Source organism: Streptosporangium sp. NPDC004631 (assembly GCF_053601935.1).
This window is the reverse complement of record NZ_JBSGCR010000047.1, coordinates 13,282-30,894: the sequence shown is the minus strand read 5'-3', so window position 1 is coordinate 30,894 and position 17,613 is coordinate 13,282. Positions and strand designations below refer to the sequence as shown.

17 protein-coding genes are annotated in these 17,613 nt (G+C 70.9%); 16 read left to right on the top strand and 1 reads right to left on the bottom strand.

Annotated elements, in window-relative coordinates; all coding sequences use genetic code 11:
• Nucleotides 1-71: 71 nt before the first annotated feature.
• Nucleotides 72-965 carry a peptidylprolyl isomerase gene (locus tag ACWEF2_RS29895; protein ID WP_453819656.1) on the bottom strand — a complete coding sequence of 298 codons (894 nt, stop codon included), beginning with the start codon at nt 963-965 and terminating at the stop codon, nt 72-74.
• 202 nt (nt 966-1,167) lie between these two features.
• Here ACWEF2_RS29895 and ACWEF2_RS29890 point away from each other — a divergent pair, with 202 nt between their 5' ends.
• From ACWEF2_RS29890 to pheT, 16 genes are all read left to right on the top strand, one after another.
• Nucleotides 1,168-1,632, top strand: a complete 465-nt coding sequence (locus ACWEF2_RS29890; protein ID WP_453819655.1) for a hypothetical protein — start codon at nt 1,168-1,170, stop codon at nt 1,630-1,632.
• A 60-nt stretch (nt 1,633-1,692) separates the two neighbouring features.
• Nucleotides 1,693-3,003 carry a replication-associated recombination protein A gene (locus tag ACWEF2_RS29885; RefSeq protein WP_355599804.1) on the top strand — a complete coding sequence of 437 codons (1,311 nt, stop codon included), beginning with the start codon at nt 1,693-1,695 and terminating at the stop codon, nt 3,001-3,003.
• A 124-nt stretch (nt 3,004-3,127) separates the two neighbouring features.
• Entirely contained in the window at nt 3,128-3,520 is a 393-nt protein-coding gene (locus tag ACWEF2_RS29880) for a DUF948 domain-containing protein (protein WP_355599808.1), read from the top strand.
• Entirely contained in the window at nt 3,517-3,771 is a 255-nt protein-coding gene (locus tag ACWEF2_RS29875) for a hypothetical protein (RefSeq protein WP_355599809.1), read from the top strand. Before ACWEF2_RS29880 ends, ACWEF2_RS29875 begins: the two co-directional genes overlap by 4 nt.
• A gap of 1 nt (nt 3,772) precedes the next feature.
• On the top strand, nt 3,773-6,445 hold the full coding sequence (gene alaS, locus ACWEF2_RS29870; RefSeq protein ID WP_453819654.1) for an alanine--tRNA ligase: 2,673 nt from the start codon (nt 3,773-3,775) through the stop codon (nt 6,443-6,445).
• Between the two features lie 52 nt (nt 6,446-6,497).
• Nucleotides 6,498-6,995 carry a Holliday junction resolvase RuvX gene (gene ruvX, locus ACWEF2_RS29865; protein WP_453819653.1) on the top strand — a complete coding sequence of 166 codons (498 nt, stop codon included), beginning with the start codon at nt 6,498-6,500 and terminating at the stop codon, nt 6,993-6,995.
• On the top strand, nt 6,992-8,029 hold the full coding sequence (gene mltG, locus ACWEF2_RS29860; RefSeq protein WP_453819652.1) for an endolytic transglycosylase MltG: 1,038 nt from the start codon (nt 6,992-6,994) through the stop codon (nt 8,027-8,029). The genes ruvX and mltG (ACWEF2_RS29860) overlap by 4 nt, the downstream gene beginning before the upstream one ends.
• A gap of 163 nt (nt 8,030-8,192) precedes the next feature.
• Nucleotides 8,193-9,347 (top strand): endolytic transglycosylase MltG, encoded by a 1,155-nt coding sequence (gene mltG / locus ACWEF2_RS29855; RefSeq protein ID WP_355599812.1) that lies wholly within the window; start codon nt 8,193-8,195, stop codon nt 9,345-9,347.
• On the top strand, nt 9,344-10,168 hold the full coding sequence (locus ACWEF2_RS29850; RefSeq protein WP_453819651.1) for a shikimate dehydrogenase: 825 nt from the start codon (nt 9,344-9,346) through the stop codon (nt 10,166-10,168). The genes mltG (ACWEF2_RS29855) and ACWEF2_RS29850 overlap by 4 nt, the downstream gene beginning before the upstream one ends.
• Before the next feature lie 303 nt (nt 10,169-10,471).
• The gene (gene infC, locus ACWEF2_RS29845; RefSeq protein WP_453819650.1) at nt 10,472-11,140 is read left to right on the top strand and encodes a translation initiation factor IF-3; all 669 of its coding nucleotides are present in this window, start codon (nt 10,472-10,474) and stop codon (nt 11,138-11,140) included.
• Between the two features lie 131 nt (nt 11,141-11,271).
• Nucleotides 11,272-11,466 carry a 50S ribosomal protein L35 gene (gene rpmI, locus ACWEF2_RS29840; RefSeq protein WP_355599815.1) on the top strand — a complete coding sequence of 65 codons (195 nt, stop codon included), beginning with the start codon at nt 11,272-11,274 and terminating at the stop codon, nt 11,464-11,466.
• 24 nt (nt 11,467-11,490) lie between these two features.
• The gene (gene rplT / locus ACWEF2_RS29835; protein WP_012892552.1) at nt 11,491-11,874 is read left to right on the top strand and encodes a 50S ribosomal protein L20; all 384 of its coding nucleotides are present in this window, start codon (nt 11,491-11,493) and stop codon (nt 11,872-11,874) included.
• A 72-nt stretch (nt 11,875-11,946) separates the two neighbouring features.
• A complete protein-coding gene (locus tag ACWEF2_RS29830) occupies nt 11,947-12,762 on the top strand; it encodes a TrmH family RNA methyltransferase (RefSeq protein WP_453819649.1) in 816 nt (271 codons plus the stop codon).
• Nucleotides 12,763-12,839: 77 nt separating this feature from the next.
• Nucleotides 12,840-13,922 (top strand): ATP-binding protein, encoded by a 1,083-nt coding sequence (locus ACWEF2_RS29825; protein WP_453819648.1) that lies wholly within the window; start codon nt 12,840-12,842, stop codon nt 13,920-13,922.
• 121 nt (nt 13,923-14,043) lie between these two features.
• Entirely contained in the window at nt 14,044-15,093 is a 1,050-nt protein-coding gene (pheS, locus tag ACWEF2_RS29820; protein WP_453819658.1) for a phenylalanine--tRNA ligase subunit alpha, read from the top strand.
• Nucleotides 15,093-17,609: a phenylalanine--tRNA ligase subunit beta gene (gene pheT / locus ACWEF2_RS29815; protein WP_453819647.1), complete on the top strand. Its 2,517-nt coding sequence runs from the start codon at nt 15,093-15,095 to the stop codon at nt 17,607-17,609. Before pheS ends, pheT begins: the two co-directional genes overlap by 1 nt.
• The last annotated feature ends 4 nt before the right edge of the window (nt 17,610-17,613 follow it).

The window sequence follows — 17,613 nt, the reverse complement described above, 5'->3', positions numbered from 1 at the left end:
GCAGGACCGTCTCGGCGTTGCCGCGGATCTTCGCGGATATGTGGGAGAAGAGGGAGACCTTTCCGAGAGGTCTAGGAGAGCAGCACGTCCTTGATGATCACTGGGATCTTGGGGGCGTTGGAGCCGCCGTCGCCGGTGATGTCCTCAGGGTTGGTGATCCACCCGCCGGTGAAGACCTTGTCGAGGATGTCCATGCCCTTGGAGACGGTGCCGAAGGGCGTGTAGTCCGGCTGGAGCTGGGCGGTCTCGTCCGAGAGGGAGATCCAGAACTGGCTGCCGTTCTGGTTGGCCGCCTCCGGGGCCTGGGCCAGCGCGACCGTGCCCTTGGTGTACGGCAGGCCGCCGAGGTTCTCGTCGTTGAAGACGTAGCCCGAGCTGCCCTGGCCGTCGGTGGGGTTCTTGCCGTCGGCCTTGGCCTGGGGGTCACCGCACTGCAGCAGGCCGAGCCCGGAGTTCTCCGGGGTGGCCAGCCGGTGGCACTTGGTGTTGTCGAAGAAGTTCTTCCCGGCCAGGAAGGCGAAGGAGTTCACGGCGCAGGGCGCCTGCGCGGTGGCGAGGTCGATCACTACGTCACCGTGGTTGGTGGTGATCGTCATGGTCTTCAGCTTCAGGTTGGGCTTGGCCGGCGGCATGCCCACGTACTTGGCGGGGCTGCCGCTGGTGTCCTTGCGGTAGGAGCAGGTCACCTTGCCAAGGTTGGCCGACGCGGTGGGCGTGGGGTGCAGGGAGGGGATCTCGGAGGGTGGAGCCGAGCTGCCCGCGGCCAGTGGCCTGTCGCCGGTCTTGCCCTTGTTCTCTCCCCCGAGGAGGGCCACGGCGGCGGTCAGACCTCCGGCCACGACGACCACCGCGACGCCGGCCCCGATGAGGCTGTTCCGCCTCGGCTTGCCCGTCTGCCGGCCGCGCTGGAGCTGCCGCTCTCTGTGCTCCCGCGCCAGCTCACTCTGGCGGTCCTCGCCGCTCACCGCTATGTCCTCCAGAATTACCGTTACATGACTATCAACTGGGCGAAAGCGTACCGGCCTTGGCGTGTGCTAGATGTAAGTGACGCAATTCGCTCAGTGTGGCTGGAGGGGAAAACACGGGTGACCTGGTGCGCTCCAAGGCCTGTCCGTGGTGAGATTTCCTGCTCGGTGACACCAACCGCCCACGAACGGGAGCAGCCGCGTGTTCGATGAGATCCTGGGCCTGCCCGCCCATCCCCTGATCATCCATGCCGCCGTGGTCCTGACCCCGCTCCTGGCGGTGCTGGCCACCGTGTACGCGCTGCTTCCGCGCACCCGCGCGGTCCTCACCTGGGCGGTGATCCCGCTCGCGGTGGTCGTCCCGGTGGCGGTCCTCGCGGCCAAGGAGAGCGGTGAGGAGCTCAAGGAGGGGCGCTTCGCCTCGGTCGACGACGTGCTCGCCCGGCGCCTCACCGAGCACGAGGCGCAGGCCACCCCGCTGCTGGTCGGCGCCGTCGCCCTGGGCCTGGTCGCGCTGGTGCTCGTCTACGTCTCGTCGCGGGCCGACCGCCCTCCCCGCCCGGTGGGGACGGTCCTTTCGGTGCTCACGGTGGTCTTGGCCGCGGTGGTGGGCTACTACGTGCTGCGTGCCGGGCACACCGGGGCCATCGCGGTCTGGGGCTCCTGAGAGGTCCCGTTGACACCCGGGGCGGATCCGGCCCCGATGTCCTGACGGTACTGTCGGACCGTGGACAGCCTGTTCGACTCGGCGGCCGAGGAGGCCCACCGCGGCCATGAACCCCTGGCGGTGCGGATGCGCCCGCGCGGCCTGGACGAGGTGATCGGCCAGCGTCACCTGCTGGGGCCGGGAACGCCGCTGCGCAGACTCGTCGAGGCCGAGGCGCCGATGTCGCTGTTCCTGTGGGGCCCGCCGGGGACCGGCAAGACCACCCTCGCCTATGTGGTCGCGGGCGTCACCGAGCGCCGCTTCGTCGAGGTCTCCGCGGTGTCGGCGGGCGTCAAGGAGGTCCGCGCGGCCATCGAGCAGGCCCGGCGCGAGCTGGGCATGTCCGGCCGCCAGACCGTGCTGTTCGTGGACGAGGTGCACCGCTTCAACAAGGCCCAGCAGGACGCCCTGCTACCGGCGGTGGAGAACCGCTGGGTCACCTTCATCGGCGCCACGACCGAGAACCCGTTCTTCTCCGTCATCTCGCCGTTGCTGTCCCGCTCGCTGCTGCTGACCCTGGAGTCGCTGTCGGACGACGACATCCGCGGCGTGCTGGAACGCGCGGCCGCCGACCCGCGCGGCCTGGACGGGAGGGTACGGCTGGCGCCCGAGGCCGTCGAGCACCTGGTACGGCTGGCCGGGGGAGACGCCCGCAGGTCCCTCACCTACCTGGAGGCCGCCGCGCTGATCGCCGAGGAGGAGATCACCGTCGAGGTGGTGGAGCGCGCGGTGGACCGGGCGGCCGTCCGCTACGACCGTCAGGGCGACCAGCACTACGACGTGATCAGCGGTTTCATCAAGAGCATGCGGGGCTCCGACGCCGACGCCGCGCTGCACTACCTCGCCCGGATGATCGAGGCCGGTGAGGATCCCCGGTTCATCGCCCGCAGAATCGTCGTCTTCGCCTCCGAGGACGTCGGCATGGCCGACCCGACCTGCCTGCAGGTCGCGGTGGCCGCGGCTCAGGCGGTGGAGTTCATCGGCCTGCCCGAGGGGCGGCTGAACCTGGCCCAGGCCGTGGTGCACTGCGCGCTGGCCCCCAAGTCCAACGCGGTGATCAACGCCATCGGCGCCGCCTCGGAGGACGTACGGCGCGGCAACATCGGCCGCGTCCCCAACCATCTGCGCGACGCCCACCACCCCGGGGCCAGGACGCTCGGCCACGGCAAGGACTACAGGTATCCCCACGACTTCGAGCACGGCCTGGTCCGTCAGGACTACATCCCGGAGGAGTTGCGCGACCGCCGCTACTACCAGCCCACCCGGCACGGTGCCGAGGCGGGCTTCGCCGACCGCTGGTCCCGGATCCGCGCCTTCCTGCGCGGCCGGTAGCCGTCGACCGGAGGCCGGGGACCCGCGGGCGGTGGGCCCGCCGCGAGACGGCATGCCGGGGGAGCGGGGCAAGACGCGGTAAGGTCTCTCCTATTCCAGCCGGGTCAATCGAGGAGATCGGCGCATGCTTACCGCAGGAGAGGTCGCCGGACTGATCGTCGCCATGGGCTGGGCGATCCTGGTCTGCTTCCTGGCCGTGGTCCTGGTCAAGCTGGCCCGGCTGCTCACCGAGACCACCAAGATGGTCGCCGAGCTGGGTGAGCGCGTGGTGCCGCTGCTGGAGGACGTCACGGTCACCGTCGGCGAGACCAACAGCCGGCTGGTGGCCGTCGAGGCCATCACCCGGGACGTCAAGCAGATCAGCGGGCATGCCGCCAAGATCAGCGATGTCACCCAGACCCTCGTCACCGGGCCGCTGATCAAGCTTGCCGCGCTCGGCCACGGCGTCCGGCAGGCCCTGTCCGCCCGAGGGCGCGCCCGGCGGGGCGCCAGGGTCCTGGAGGGACGGCGGCGGTGATCCGGCGGCTCTTCTACATGTCCCTGGGCGCGTTCTGCGCGCTGTGGGCGATGCGTAAGCTTCAGTCACTGCATCCGAACCATCTGGCCCGGCGCGCGGCACGCGGCGCCGCCGGGATCCTGGACCAGGCGCGGGACTTCGCGGGCGACGCCCTGGAGGGCGCGGCCAAACGGGAAATCGAGTTGCGGTCCAGGTTCGGGCTCGACAGTGTTGAAAACCCCTACAACTACCAGGTAAAGGATGGCCGCTGACATGGAGTCGGCAGAGATCGCCCGCCGCTTCCTGCGCTTCTTCGAGGAGCGTGGGCACACCGTCGTGCCCTCGGCCAGCCTGATCGCCGAGGATCCGACGCTGCTTCTGGTCCCCGCAGGCATGGTGCCCTTCAAGCCCTACTTCCTGGGGCAGCAGAAGCCGCCCTTCGCCCGGGCCGCCAGCGCCCAGAAGTGCGTCCGCACCCCCGACATCGACGAGGTCGGCAAGACCACCAGGCACGCCACGTTCTTCCAGATGCTCGGCAACTTCTCCTTCGGCGACTACTTCAAGGAGCAGGCGATCCCGCTCGCCTGGGAGCTGCTGACCAGGTCCGAGTCCGAGGGCGGCTTCGGCTTCCCCGCCGACCGGCTCTGGGTCACCGTCTACCACGACGACGACGAGTCCTACGACATCTGGCACCACAGGGTCGGCGTTCCGGCCGAGCGCATCCAGCGCCGGGGCATGGCCGACAACTACTGGTCGATGGGCGTGCCCGGCCCCTGCGGCCCGTGCACCGAGATCTACTACGACCGTGGTCCCGAGTACGGACGTGAGGGCGGCCCGATCGCCGACGAGAACCGCTACCTGGAGGTGTGGAACAACGTCTTCATGCAGTTCGAGCGCGGGCCGGGCGGCGCCAAGGAGGACTACCCGATCCTGGGCGAGCTGCCCGCCAAGAACGTCGACACCGGTATGGGCCTGGAGCGGATGGCGGCGATCCTGCAGGGCGTCGACAACATCTACGAGATCGACACCACCTACAAGATCCTCGATCGGGCCGCCGAACTCACCAAGACGCGCTACGGTCGCGGCGAGCGCGCCGACGTCTCACTGCGGGTCATCGCCGACCACGTGCGGACCGGCGTGATGCTCGTCGCCGACGGCGTGCTGCCCTCCAACGAGGGCCGGGGTTACGTGCTGCGCCGAATCCTGCGCCGCGCCGTCCGCAACCTGCGCCTGCTGGGCGCGGGCGAGGAGCGCTACATGCACGAGCTGACCGCGGTGACCATCGAGGTGATGAGCGACCAGTACCCCGAGCTCAAGGCCGACGCCCCGCAGATCCACGGTGTGATCGACGCCGAGGAGTCCTCCTTCCTGGGCACCCTCCGCACCGGCACCGCGATCTTCGACGTGGCGGTGGAGGAGATCAAGCGCAAGAGGAGGGGCACGCTCGCCGGAGACCAGGCGTTCCAGCTCCACGACACCTACGGCTTCCCGATCGACCTGACCCTGGAGATGGCCTCCGAGCAGGGGCTCAAGGTCGACGAAGAGGGCTTCCGCCGGTTGATGAAGGAGCAGCGCGACCGGGCCAAGGCCGACGCCGCCGCCAAGAAGACCGGTAACGCCGACATCTCGGTGTTCGGCCGGATCCTGGAGAAGACCGGCAGGGTCGAGTTCCTCGGCTACGACCAGGTGACCGCGGAGACCGAGGTCATCGGCCTCCTCGTCGACGGCGCCCCGGTCCAGGCGGCGGGCGCGGGCACCACGGTCGAGGTCGTGCTGAGCCGCACCCCGTTCTACGCCGAGGGCGGTGGCCAGCTCGCCGATCAGGGGCTCGTCCGCGCCGACGGCGCCGAGGTCGAGATCGTGGACGTGCAGTCCCCCCTCGCCGGTGTCGTCGTGCACCGAGGCAAGGTCCGTGCCGGTGAGATCCGGGTGGGCGCCCAGGCCCAGGCCGAGATCGACGTCGAACGTCGCCGCGCCATCTCCCGCAGTCACACCGCCACCCACCTGGTGCACCGCGGTTTCCGCAACGCGCTGGGCGAGACGGCGGCGCAGGCCGGTTCGGAGAACTCGCCGGGCCGCTTCCGCTTCGACTTCACCGCCGCGGGCGCCGTGCCGCCCAGCGTGCTGCGCGACGTCGAGGACGAGGTCAACGCGATCCTGATCAACGACCTCAAGGTCAACGCCTTCCACACCTCCCAGGCCGAGGCCCGGGCGATGGGCGCGCTGGCCCTGTTCGGCGAGAAGTACGGCGAGACCGTCCGCATCGTCGAGGTCGGCGACTACTCCCGCGAGCTCTGCGGCGGCACCCACGTGGCCAGTTCCGGCCAGCTCGGTCTGGTCAAGGTGCTGGGCGAGTCCTCGATCGGCGCGGGTGTGCGCCGGGTGGAGGCCCTGGTCGGTCTGGACGCGTTCCGCTTCCTGGCCCGCGAGAGCGTCCTCGTCGCCCAGCTGTCGGAGCAGCTCAAGGCCCGCAGGGAGGAGTTGCCCGAGCGGGTCGAGGGCATTGTCACCCGGCTGCGCGCGGCGGAGAAGGAGCTGGACAGGCTCCGTTCCGCCCAGGTCCTCGCGATGGCGGGGGAAATGGCGGCAAACGCCGGTGACCTGCACGGGGTCTCCGTCGTGACGCACCGCGCGCCTGATGGAACCTCCCCCGACGACCTGCGTAAGCTCGCCCTCGATGTGCGCGGCCGGTTCCCGGGCGACCGCGCCGCGGTCGTCGTCGTCGCCGGTGTCCCCAACGACCGGCCCGTCGTCGTCGCCGCGGTCAACGAGGTGGGACGCGCGCGAGGCCTGAAGGCCGGCCGACTCGTCGGCGTCGCGGCCAAGGCGCTCGGGGGTGGGGGTGGCGGTAAGGATGACGTCGCCCAGGGCGGCGGAGTCCGTCCTGAGGCGATTGGCGACGCGCTGGGCGCCGTCGAGCAGGCGATCGCGCAGGCGCTCGCCTGACGATCGGCGACGTCTGCGAGTCGGACGCGGCTCGGAGGCAGAGGCAGAGATGATGAGAAGCGGCATTCGGCTGGGGGTCGATGTCGGCTCGGTCCGTATCGGCGTGGCCCGTAGCGATCCTTCCGGATTGCTGGCCACGCCGGTGGAGACCGTACGGCGAGGCCGGGGCGACCTGGAGCGGCTCGCGGAGATCGCGGCCGAGTACGAGGCCGTGGAGGTCGTGGTCGGTCTGCCGACCTCGCTCTCCGGACGCGAGGGCCAGGCGGCCGAGGCGGCCCGTGACTTCGCGGCCCGGATCTCGGCGCGGCTGGCCCCCGTCCCGGTCCGGCTGTTCGACGAGCGGCTGACCACGGTCACCGCCCAGCAGGGCCTGCGGGCCAGCGGGGTGAAGGCCAGGAATCAGCGCGGTGTGGTGGATCAGGCGGCGGCCATCGTGCTGCTCCAGGCGGCGCTGGACAGCGAGCGCGCCACCGGCCGGCCACCGGGCACGGCCGTCGGGCCACCGGGTGGGAAACCCGGCGAGGAGCCGAGTGGTGGGGCCGCTCGGTGATCTCCCCGCGGTCGTTGTGGCTGCTGGCGGGCGGAGCGGCCGTGGTGGCCGTCACGCTGGGCCTCGGAGGGTATGTTCTGGTCAAGCCGTACGTTTCGCCCGACGACTTCGAGGGGTCCGGCTCCGGTGCGGTCACCGTGAAGATCGACGAGGGCGCCAGCGCCGGGGAGATCGCCTCGACGCTGGCCGACGCCGGGGTGGTGGCGAGCGCCAGGGCCTTCGTCGTGGTGACCGAGGAGCGTGCCAGGGCGGGCAGCCTGCGGCCCGGTCACTACCGCCTCCGCAAGGGCATGTCGGCCGCCGCGGCGCTCGACCTGCTGACCGCCCCCACCTCCCGGCTGGTGCGGCGGGTCACCATCCCGGAGGGACTGCGCCTGTCGGAGCTGCTCGACCGGCTCGCCACGGGAACCGGCATGAGGAGGGCGGACCTGGCCAGGGCGGCGCAGGACCTTCGGAAGCTTGATCTGCCCGCCTACGCCAAGGGGGCCGAGGGGTTCCTGTTCCCCGCCACCTACGAGGTGGAGCCCGACACCACCCCCGGGGAGGTGCTCGGGGCCATGGTGGAACGTTTCAAAAGCGCGGCGGCCGAACTCGACCTGGAGAGCCGGGCGGTCGAGGGGGGCCTCACCCCGCTGGAGGCCGTCACGGTGGCCAGCATCGTCCAGGCGGAGGGCGGGAGGGACGCGGACTATCCGAAGATCGCTAGAGTGATCTACAACCGGATCAAGGCCGGGAGCCCGCTCCAGCTCGACACCACGGTGCTCTACGCTCAGCGGCGCAGGAGCCTGAAGGTGTCGGAGCAGGACGTCAAGGTGAGGTCTCCGTACAACACCTATCTGGGGCCCGGCCTGCCGCCCGGCCCCATCGGGAACCCCGGGGAGAAGGCGCTGCGAGCTGCTCTCCAGCCAGGCCGAGGTGATTGGTTCTGGTTTGTCACCACCGATCCGGAGCATAGAATCACGAAATTCACTGATAAAGAGAGTGAGTTTGTGAGATACCGGGAAGAGCTGAACAGATACCTTGGGACGCACTGATGTCCGGCGGAACCCCCTCCGTTCCGCCGCATGTGGCGACCTGCCTCGGCAGGCCACGTGGGGGTGCCCGGCGAACCGGGATGTTTGGCCCGGTGTCCCCCTTCGGTTTGGCAGACCCGCTTGACGCCAGGCCGTCCCTACCGGGAGATTGGCCAGCGCATCTATGAACGATCTCGATATTGACTTCCTGGTCGGCGCCGAGGACGACGATGGGTCGCGGCGTTCGTCCCGCGCGTCCTCCGGACGGCGAGGCCGTCGCCGGCGGCGGCGCCGCAGCCGGGGGCGTTTCCTGGCCCCGATGCTCGCGATCATCATCCTGCTGGGCGGTGTCGGCGCGGCCGGCTTCTACGGGTACACCTGGCTGCGCAGCGTGATGACCCCCGACGACTACACCGGTGACGGCACCGGCGAGGTCATCGTGGAGATCAAGGACGGGCAGAGCGCCTCCGACGTCGCCCAGACCCTGGAGGCCCAGGGCGTGGTGAAGAGCGCCAGGACCTTCGCCGGCGCCATCGCCGACGCGGGCAAGAGCGCCTCCCTGCAGCCGGGCGAGTACCCCATGCGCAAGCAGATGTCCGCCGCCGCCGCCGTCAAGCTGCTCGACCCGGACAGGCGGCTGCTGGACAGGGTCACCCTCAAGGAGGGGCTCAGGCTCTCCGACACCCTGGTGAAGCTGTCCAAGGACACCGGCAAGCCGCTCAAGGAGTTCCAGCAGGCGGCCAGGAACGTCAAGGCGCTGGGCCTGCCCGGCTACGCCAAGGGCCGGCTGGAGGGCTACGCCTTCCCCGCCACCTACGACATCACCCCCAAGATGACCCCCGCCGACATCCTGACCCTCATGGTGGATCGCTTCAATCAGACCGCGGAGAGGGACGGCCTGGTACGGGAGGCGAAGAACCTCGGCCACACGCCTCACGAGATCATGACGATCGCCAGCATCGTCCAGGCCGAGTCGGGCAACGTGGAGGACATGGCCAAGGTGGCCCGGGTCATCTACAACCGCCTTGAGGGGCGGCGCAAGCTTGAGATGGACAGCACGGTGATGTACGGGCTGAACAAGTACGGCGTCTCCGCCACCAACGCGGACCTGGCGAGTAAGTCGCCCTACAACACCTACATGTGGCCCGGCCTGCCGCCCGGCCCGATCGTCAACCCCGGGGACCACGCCATCCAGGCCGCGCTCAACCCGGCCGAGGGGACCTGGGGCTGGTTCGTGACCACCGACCTGAAGCGGGGCATCACCAAGTTCGCCTCGACCGAGGCCGAGTTCCTCCAGCTCAAGGCGGAGTTCGAGAGGAACCGGAGGAATGGAGGGTGAGGGCGGCCGTACTCGGCTCGCCCGTCGCCCACTCGCTCTCGCCGCACCTGCACCGCGCCGCCTACGAGGGCCTCGGCCTGTACGGCTGGCGCTACGAGGCGATCGAGTGCGACGAGGCCGGGCTGCCCGCCCTGATCGGCGGGCTCGGCCCCGAATGGGCGGGCCTGTCGCTGACCATGCCGCTCAAGCGCGCCGTGCTGCCGCTGCTCGACACGGTCTCCGACCTCGCGGTCGAGGTCGGCGGGGCCAACACCGTGATCTTCTCGAACGGCGCCGGCCACGGCGAGAACACCGACGTTCACGGCATCGTCCAGGCGCTCGCCGAGGCCGGTGTGCCCCGGCCCGGGCAGGCGACGATCCTTGGCGGGGGGGCGACGGCGGCCTCGGCGCTGGCGGCCCTGCGCGAGCTGGGGCTGCACGAGGCCGACCTGGTGGTCCGCGACCCGGCCAGGGCGAGGGAGACCGCCGAGGCGGCCGAGCGGCTGGGCATGACCCTGAGGGTGCGGACCTTCGATCGGCTCGGTACGGTCCCGGAGGCGGACCTGGTCGTCTCGACCCTGCCCGCCGGGGCCGCCGACGGCTTCGCCGGCCTGCTGGCCCGGGTGCCCGCGCTCTTCGACGTGGTCTACACGCCGTGGCCCACGCGCCTGGCGGCGGCCGTGGCCGCCCACGGCGGCATCGTGGTCGGCGGTTTTCCCATGCTGCTGCATCAGGCGGTCCGGCAGGTCGAGATGATGACCGGCCGGAGTGGCGTCCCGGTGGAGGCGATGCGCGCGGCAGGCAAGGCGGAGATCGTCAGGCGGGCCGCCCCGGCGAGCTGACACGCGGAACGCGGCCCCTCGGGGCCGGGGCCGGGGCCGGGATGGTTCGGTGGGCCTGCGTGGTTGTGGTAGAGTAATCACTCGATCGGTCCGGCATGCCTGCTGGACGCGCAAGCGGAGGCTCACCTCCCACCTGGTCGACCGTGAGGTGGACAGGTCAAGGATCACACCGGGTAAATCCGGCGAGCTTACGGCGTCGAAGCTGATGAGCTCATGTGGCCCCGCGTGCGCGACGTGCGGGGCATTTCGCGCTTCCCGACCTGGAAACGGCCTGTGTTCCGCGACCTCCCGGCACGATCGAGTATGTGGAAGCCGCCTGCGAAGACGGCGGCGGATCGCAACCTAGGAGGCCCCATCAGCGCCGAGCCCCGCATCAACGACCGTATTCGCGTCCCCGAGGTCCGCCTCGTCGGTCCGAACGGCGAACAGGTTGGCATCGTCTCCATCGGCGATGCTCTGAAGCTGGCTCAGGAGTCCGACCTCGACCTCGTTGAGGTCGCGGCCACGGCTCGCCCGCCCGTGTGCAAGCTCATGGACTACGGCAAGTTCAAGTACGAGTCCGCGATGAAGGCACGTGAGGCGCGGCGCAACCAGGCGTACACGATCATCAAAGAGATCAAGCTCCGGCCGAAGATCGACCCGCACGACTACGAGACCAAGAAGGGTCACGTGGTGCGGTTCCTCAAGGCGGGGGACAAGGTCAAGGTCACGATCATGTTCCGCGGGCGGGAGCAGTCCCGGCCCGAGCTGGGCTTCAGGCTCCTGCAGCGCTTGGCGGAGGACGTCACGGAGCTTGGCTTCGTCGAGTCCCAGCCGAAGCAGGACGGTCGTAACATGATCATGGTTATCGGGCCACACAAGAAGAAGGCCGAGGCCAAGGCCGAGAAGGCGGCGGCCAAGGCGCGGCGTGACGAGGAGCCCGCGGAGGACCGGACACCGGTCGACAGCCAGGTGTCCGCCCCGCAGGAGTGACTCGCACGACCTGAACCACACAGGTAGTCGCGGGACGAAGCCGAGGCCGGGTCCGGTCTCGCAGTCAGGCATGCCCTTGACTTGGGTTACCGGCCCGGGGCATCGGCACGATCGAGGGAGAGACGGCTGAGATGCCGAAGATGAAGACGCACAGCGGTGCGAAGAAGCGGTTCCGGCTCACCGGCTCCGGCAAGATCAAGCGCCGCCGTGCCAACCGCGCGCACTACAACGAGTGGAAGTCGTCCAAGCTGACGCGTCGTCTCAAGTCCGAGGTCGTGCTCTCCGACGCCGACGCCAAGAAGATCAAGAAGCTGCTCGCTAAGTAACGGCCCCCGGGGAGATAGATACACATGGCACGCGTGAAGCGGGCGATCAACGCCAAGAAGAAGCGCAAGGTCGTTCTTGAGCGGGCGAAGGGTTACCGGGGGCAGCGCTCCAGGCTGTACCGCAAGGCCAAGGAGCAGATGCTCCACTCGATGACCTACGCCTACCGCGACCGCAAGGACCGCAAGGGCACCTTCCGCCGTCTCTGGATCCAGCGGATCAACGCCGCCGCCCGCCAGAACGGCATCACCTACAACCGCCTCATCCAGGGGCTGCGGCTCGCCTCCATCGAGGTCGACCGCAAGATCCTGGCCGACCTCGCGGTCAACGACGCCGCCACGTTCGCGACTCTGGTCGAGGCCGCCAAGAAGGCGCTCCCGGCCGACGTGAACGCGCCGGTCGCCGGCTGAGTCCGGCACCGACCACCATGCGGCCCACAGCGATCACGCTGTGGGCCGCATTCGCATTCTGGGGGGACAGGCATGGCGGGATCCGAGCTGACCAACATCAAGTCACCGAAGGTCAAGGCCGCGCGGCGGCTGACCAAGCGGGCCTTCAGGGACCGTGACCGCTCCTTCCTCGCCGAGGGGCCGCAGGCGGTCCGCGAGGCGCTGGCGCTGACGGGCGTCGTGGTGGAGCTGTTCGCCACCGCCGAGGCCGAGCTGCGGCACGCCGAGATCGTCGCCGCGGCCGTCGCGGCCGGGGTGCCCCTGCACCGGGCCAGCGGCGAGGTGATGGCCGAGCTCGCCCAGACCGTCACCCCGCAGGGGCTGCTCGCGGTGTGCCGGTTCGTGCATGTGCCCCTGGAGACCGCGGTCGCCCCCGGCGCCCGGCTGGTGGCCGTGCTCGCCCACGTCCGCGATCCGGGCAACGCCGGCACCGTGCTGCGCACCGCCGACGCCGCCGGCGCCGACGCGGTGCTCTTCACCGACGCCTCGGTGGACCCCTACAACGGCAAGTGCGTACGGGCCAGCGCGGGCAGCCTGTTTCACCTCCCGGTCGTCACGGGGGCTCCGGTGGCGCAGGCCGTACGGAGGCTGAAGGACGCCGGGCTGCGGGTGCTCGCCGCCGACGGCGCGGGTGAGCGGACGCTGGACGACGTGGACCTGTCCGGGCCGACGGCCTGGATCTTCGGCAACGAGGCGTGGGGCCTGCCGGAGGAGATCCTCGGGCTGGCCGACGAGGTGGTCCGGGTGCCGATCCACGGGCGGGCCGAGAGCCTCAACCTGGCGACCGCCGCCGCGGTGTGTCTGTACGCATCTGCCCGCTCTCAGCGGACCGGCCCCGCGGCCGGTTGAGGCCCCAGGGCCCAGGGCTGCCGGAGAAGGTGAGAAACCCGCTATTGTCGGCGTTGTAGCGGCGAGGAGGCGGGGTCGTGCACGGCGAACACACCGACGGGCGAAGCACCGGCTCCGACGGTGTGATCGATGTGGACGATCTCCCCGACGGCCTCGTGGTGACCGACAGGGACGGCCACGTGCTGACGGTGAACCGGGCCGCGACCCGCCTCACCGGGGTAACCCGCGACCAGGCCGCCGGGCGGCACCTGCGAGACGCGTTCTCCTTCCGCGACCACGACGGGCGCGACTGGTGGAAGTGGCTTGACACCTACGGCGGGCTCTCCACCCGCACCCGCCAGCCCGAGCTGCCGCTGCGCACCCCCGACGGCCAGGAGATGCTCGTGGCCGCACGGCTGGTGCGCCGGCCCGAGCGGGGCGGTGAGGTCCACCGCGTGGTGATCACGCTGCGCGACGCGGGCGCCCGCGCCCGGCTGGAGCGCAGCCGCGCCGACCTGGTCTCCACCGTCGCCCACGAGCTCCGCTCCCCGCTGACCAGTGTCAAGGGGTTCACCGCGACCCTGCTGGCCAAGTGGGCCCGGTTCACCGACGACCAGAAGCTCGTCATGCTGGAGACGGTCAACGCCGACGCCGACCGGGTGACCCGGCTGATCACCGAGCTGCTCGACGTGTCCCGCATCGAGTCCGGGAGGCTGGAGATCCACCGCCAGGTGGTCGACATCCCGGCCAGGACCCGCAAGATCATCGCCGGGCGGGTCGCCGCCGGGGAGCCGGAGGGCCGCTTCCGGCTCCAGGTGAGAGACGAGCTGCCCGAGACCTGGCTCGACCAGGACAAGATCGACCAGGTGCTGGCCAACCTGCTGGAGAACGCGGTGCGTCACGGGCGAGGTACGGTGACAATAGCCGTTGAGCCGAACCAGTGGGGAGTGACCGTGTCCGTCCGTGACCAGGGAGAGGGCATCCCGCCCGAGCTGGCCACGCGCGTGTTCCGGCAGTTCTGGCGGGGCAACGCCCGTCGCCGCGGGGGCACCGGCCTCGGCCTGTTCATCGTCAAGGGCCTCATCGAGGCCCACGGCGGCACCATCTCCGTGCAGCGGGGGCCCGATGGCGGGGCCGAGTTCCGATTTATGGTGCCCACCGGCACCCCTGACTTCGCCTGAGCGCGGATGCATGCCCGGTGGGCCTCCCCGACTAGACTCATGGCCGCTCAAGCCCTGGATTCGGAGCTCTCTCTTGTCTAACTACGACCCGGTTGAGGTGACCCCGCTGCACGCCGACGAGATGGCGCGCATGCGGGCCGACGCGCTCGACGCCATCAAGGCGGCGCGCGACCTCGACGAACTCAAGCAGGTACGGCTCGCGCACGCCGGTGACCGCTCGCCGATCGCCCTGGCCAACCGTGAGATCGGCGTGCTTCCCCCGGCGGCGCGCGCCGAGGCAGGCAAGCGCGTCGGCGGTGCCCGCAGGGCGGTCGCCGACGCCCTCGCCGAGCGCCAGGCACAGCTGGAGGCGGAACGCGACGAGCGGGTCCTCGTCGAGGAGACCGTCGACGTCACGCTGCCCTGGGACCGCGCCCCGCGCGGCGCCAGGCACCCGCTGACCACGCTGCAGGAGCGCATCGCCGACGTCTTCGTCGGGATGGGCTACGAGGTGGCCGAGGGGCCCGAGCTGGAGGGGGAGTGGTTCAACTTCGACGCGCTGAACATCTCGCCCGACCACCCGGCCCGTTCCGAGCACGACACCTTCTTCGTGGAGTCCGTCGACTCGGGCAAGGTGCTGCGCACCCAGACCTCCCCGGTGCAGATCCGGGCCCTGCTGAGCCGGGAGCTCCCGGTCTACGTGATCTCGCCGGGCAAGGTGTTCCGCACCGACGAGCTCGACGCGACCCACACCCCGGTCTTCCACCAGGTCGAGGGGCTGGCGATCGACGAGGGGCTGACCATGGCCCACCTGAAGGGCACCCTGGACCGGTTCGCCGAGGTGATGTTCGGCGAGGGCATCGACACCAGGTTCCGGCCCAACTACTTCCCGTTCACCGAGCCGTCGGCCGAGATGGACCTGAGGTGCTTCGTGTGCCGCGGAGCCTCCGCGGTCCCGGGCAACCCGCCCTGCCGGACCTGCAGGTCGGAGGGGTGGATCGAGTGGGGAGGCTGCGGCATGGTCAACCCGCGCGTGCTGATCGCCTGCGGCGTCGACCCCGGCCGCCACAGCGGCTTCGCCTTCGGCATGGGCATCGAGCGCACGCTGATGTTCCGCCACAACGTCGAGGACATGCGTGACATGGTCGAGGGGGACGTGCGTTTCACGCTCCCGTTCGGGATGGAGGTCTGATGAGGGTCCCGCTTTCATGGCTGCGGGAGTACGTCGATCTCCCCGCCGTCACCGCCCACGAGATCGCCGACAGGCTCACCGCCGCGGGCCTCAAGCTGGAGGCCGTCACCTCCTACGGTCATGACGTCAAGAACGTGGTCGTCGGCGAGGTGCTCGCCATCGAGGAGCTGCAGGGCTTCAAGAAGCCCATCAGGCACTGCCGGGTCGAGGTGGGGGAGGCGGCGCCGCGTGAGATCGTGTGCGGCGCGACCAACTTCGCCGTCGGCGACCGGGTGCCGGTCGTGCTGCCCGGTGGCGTGCTGCCCGGCGGCTTCGAGGTCGGCGCGCGCAAGACCTACGGGCGGATGTCCGAGGGCATGATCTGCTCGGAGCGCGAGCTGGGCCTGAGCGACGAGCACGACGGCATCATGGTGCTGGCGAAGAGCACCCCCGTCGGCTCCGACGTGGTCGAGCTGCTCGGCCTGCGCGACGACGTGATCGAGATGGAGATCACGCCGGACATCGGCTACGCGCTGTCCGTCCGCGGCGTCGCCAGGGAGGCCGCCACCGCCTTCGGCTCGGCGTTCCTCGACCCGGCCGACGTCTCCCCGCCCGCCGAGTCCGTCCCGTCCTACCCGGCCTCGATCGCCGACCCGACCGCGTGCGACCGCTTCGTCCTGCGCGAGGTCCACGGCTTCGACCCGGCGGCGCCGAGCCCGCTCTGGATGCGGATGCGGCTGTCGCGCGCCGGCATGCGCCCGGTCTCGCTGGCCGTGGACGTCACCAACTACGTGATGCTGGAGCTGGGCCAGCCCCTGCACGCCTTCGACGCGGCCAGGCTGGACGGCGGGATCGTCGTGCGCCGGGCCGAGCCGGGGGAGACACTGGAGACCCTCGACCACGTCGTGCGCAGGCTCGACCCCGAGGACATCCTCATCACCGACCGGTCGGGAGTGATCTCGATGGCGGGGACCATGGGTGGCCTGCACACCGAGATCTCCGACACCTCCGCCGACATCGTGATCGAGGCCGCGCACTTCTCGGCCAGCGGCGTCGCCCGGATGTCCCGGCGCCACAACCTGGTCAGCGAGGCGTCCAAGCGCTTCGAGCGGGGCGTGGACCGGGAGCTCCCGCTGTACGCCTCCTGGCGCGCCGCCCGGCTCCTGGCCGAGCTCGGCGGCGGCACGATCCAGCCGGGCGTGACCCACGCCGAGACCGAGGTCGAGCCGGTCCGCGTCTCCATCCCGAGCGGCTACCCCGGCAGGGTCGCCGGGACCTCCTACGACCGCGAGACCGTGATCCGGCGCCTGGAGCAGGTCGGCTGCGCGGTCGAGGCCGGTGAGACCGCCCCCGCGGACGGGATCGCCGCCAAGCTCGCGGTCGTCGGCGATGACATGCTGACGGTCGCCCCGCCCTCGTGGCGCCCCGACCTGACCGACCCGAACGACCTCGCCGAGGAGGTCATCCGGCTTGAGGGCTACCAGAACCTGCCCTCGATCCTGCCGGCCGCCCCGGCGGGCGCGGGACTCACCGAGGGCCAGCGGCTGCGCCGCCGGGTCGGCCGGGCGCTGGCCGCCTCCGGCTACGTCGAGGTCCTCGCCTACCCGTTCGTCGGGGAGCAGGACTTCGACCACCTGCAGCTGCCGGCCGACGACGACCGCCGCCGGGCCGTACGGCTGGCCAACCCGCTCAGCGAGGACGAGCCGCTGATGCGGACCACGCTGCTGCCCGGCCTGCTCAAGACGCTGGTCCGCAACGTGGGCCGGGGCTTCGGCGACGTGGCGCTGTTCGAGACGGGGCTGGTCTACCGGCCGTCCCCGGGCGCGCCCACGGCCGCGCCGGTGCTCGGTGTGGACCGCAGGCCGGACGGGCGGGAGCTCGCCTCGATCGAGTCGGCGCTGCCCGCCCAGCCGTTGCGGGTCGGTGCCGTGCTGACGGGTGAGTTCGAGCGGTCCGGCTGGTGGGGTGGCGGACGCGCGGGCGGCTGGGCGGACGCCGTCGAGGCGGCCCGCGTGGTGGCTGGCGCCGCGGGGGTCGTCCTCGACGTCCGCGCCGACCGGCACGGACCCTGGCATCCGGGCCGCTGCGCCGCTCTGTACGCAGGGGACGTGCTCGTCGGTCACGCCGGTGAGCTGCACCCGCGCGTCGCCGAGGCGTACGGCCTGCCACCGCGGACCAGCGCGATGGAGCTGGAGCTGACCAGGCTGGAGCGGTTGCTGCCCGGCCCGGCGCAGGCGCCCTCCGTCTCGGCCTATCCGATAGCCACCCAGGATGTCGCGCTGGTCGTCGACGTCGCGACCCCGGTGGCCGCGGTGGAGTCGGCGCTGCGCGAGGGGGCCGGTGGCCTGCTGGAGTCGATCCGGCTCTTCGACGTCTACGCGGGGGCCCAGATCGGTGAGGGCAGGAAGTCCCTGGCGTACTCGCTGCGGTTCCGGGCGCCGGACCGGACGCTGACCGTCGAGGAGACCACCGCGGCCCGCGACGCCGCGGTGGCGCTCGCCGCGATGCGGACCGGGGCCCGGCTGCGCGGGGTCTGATCCG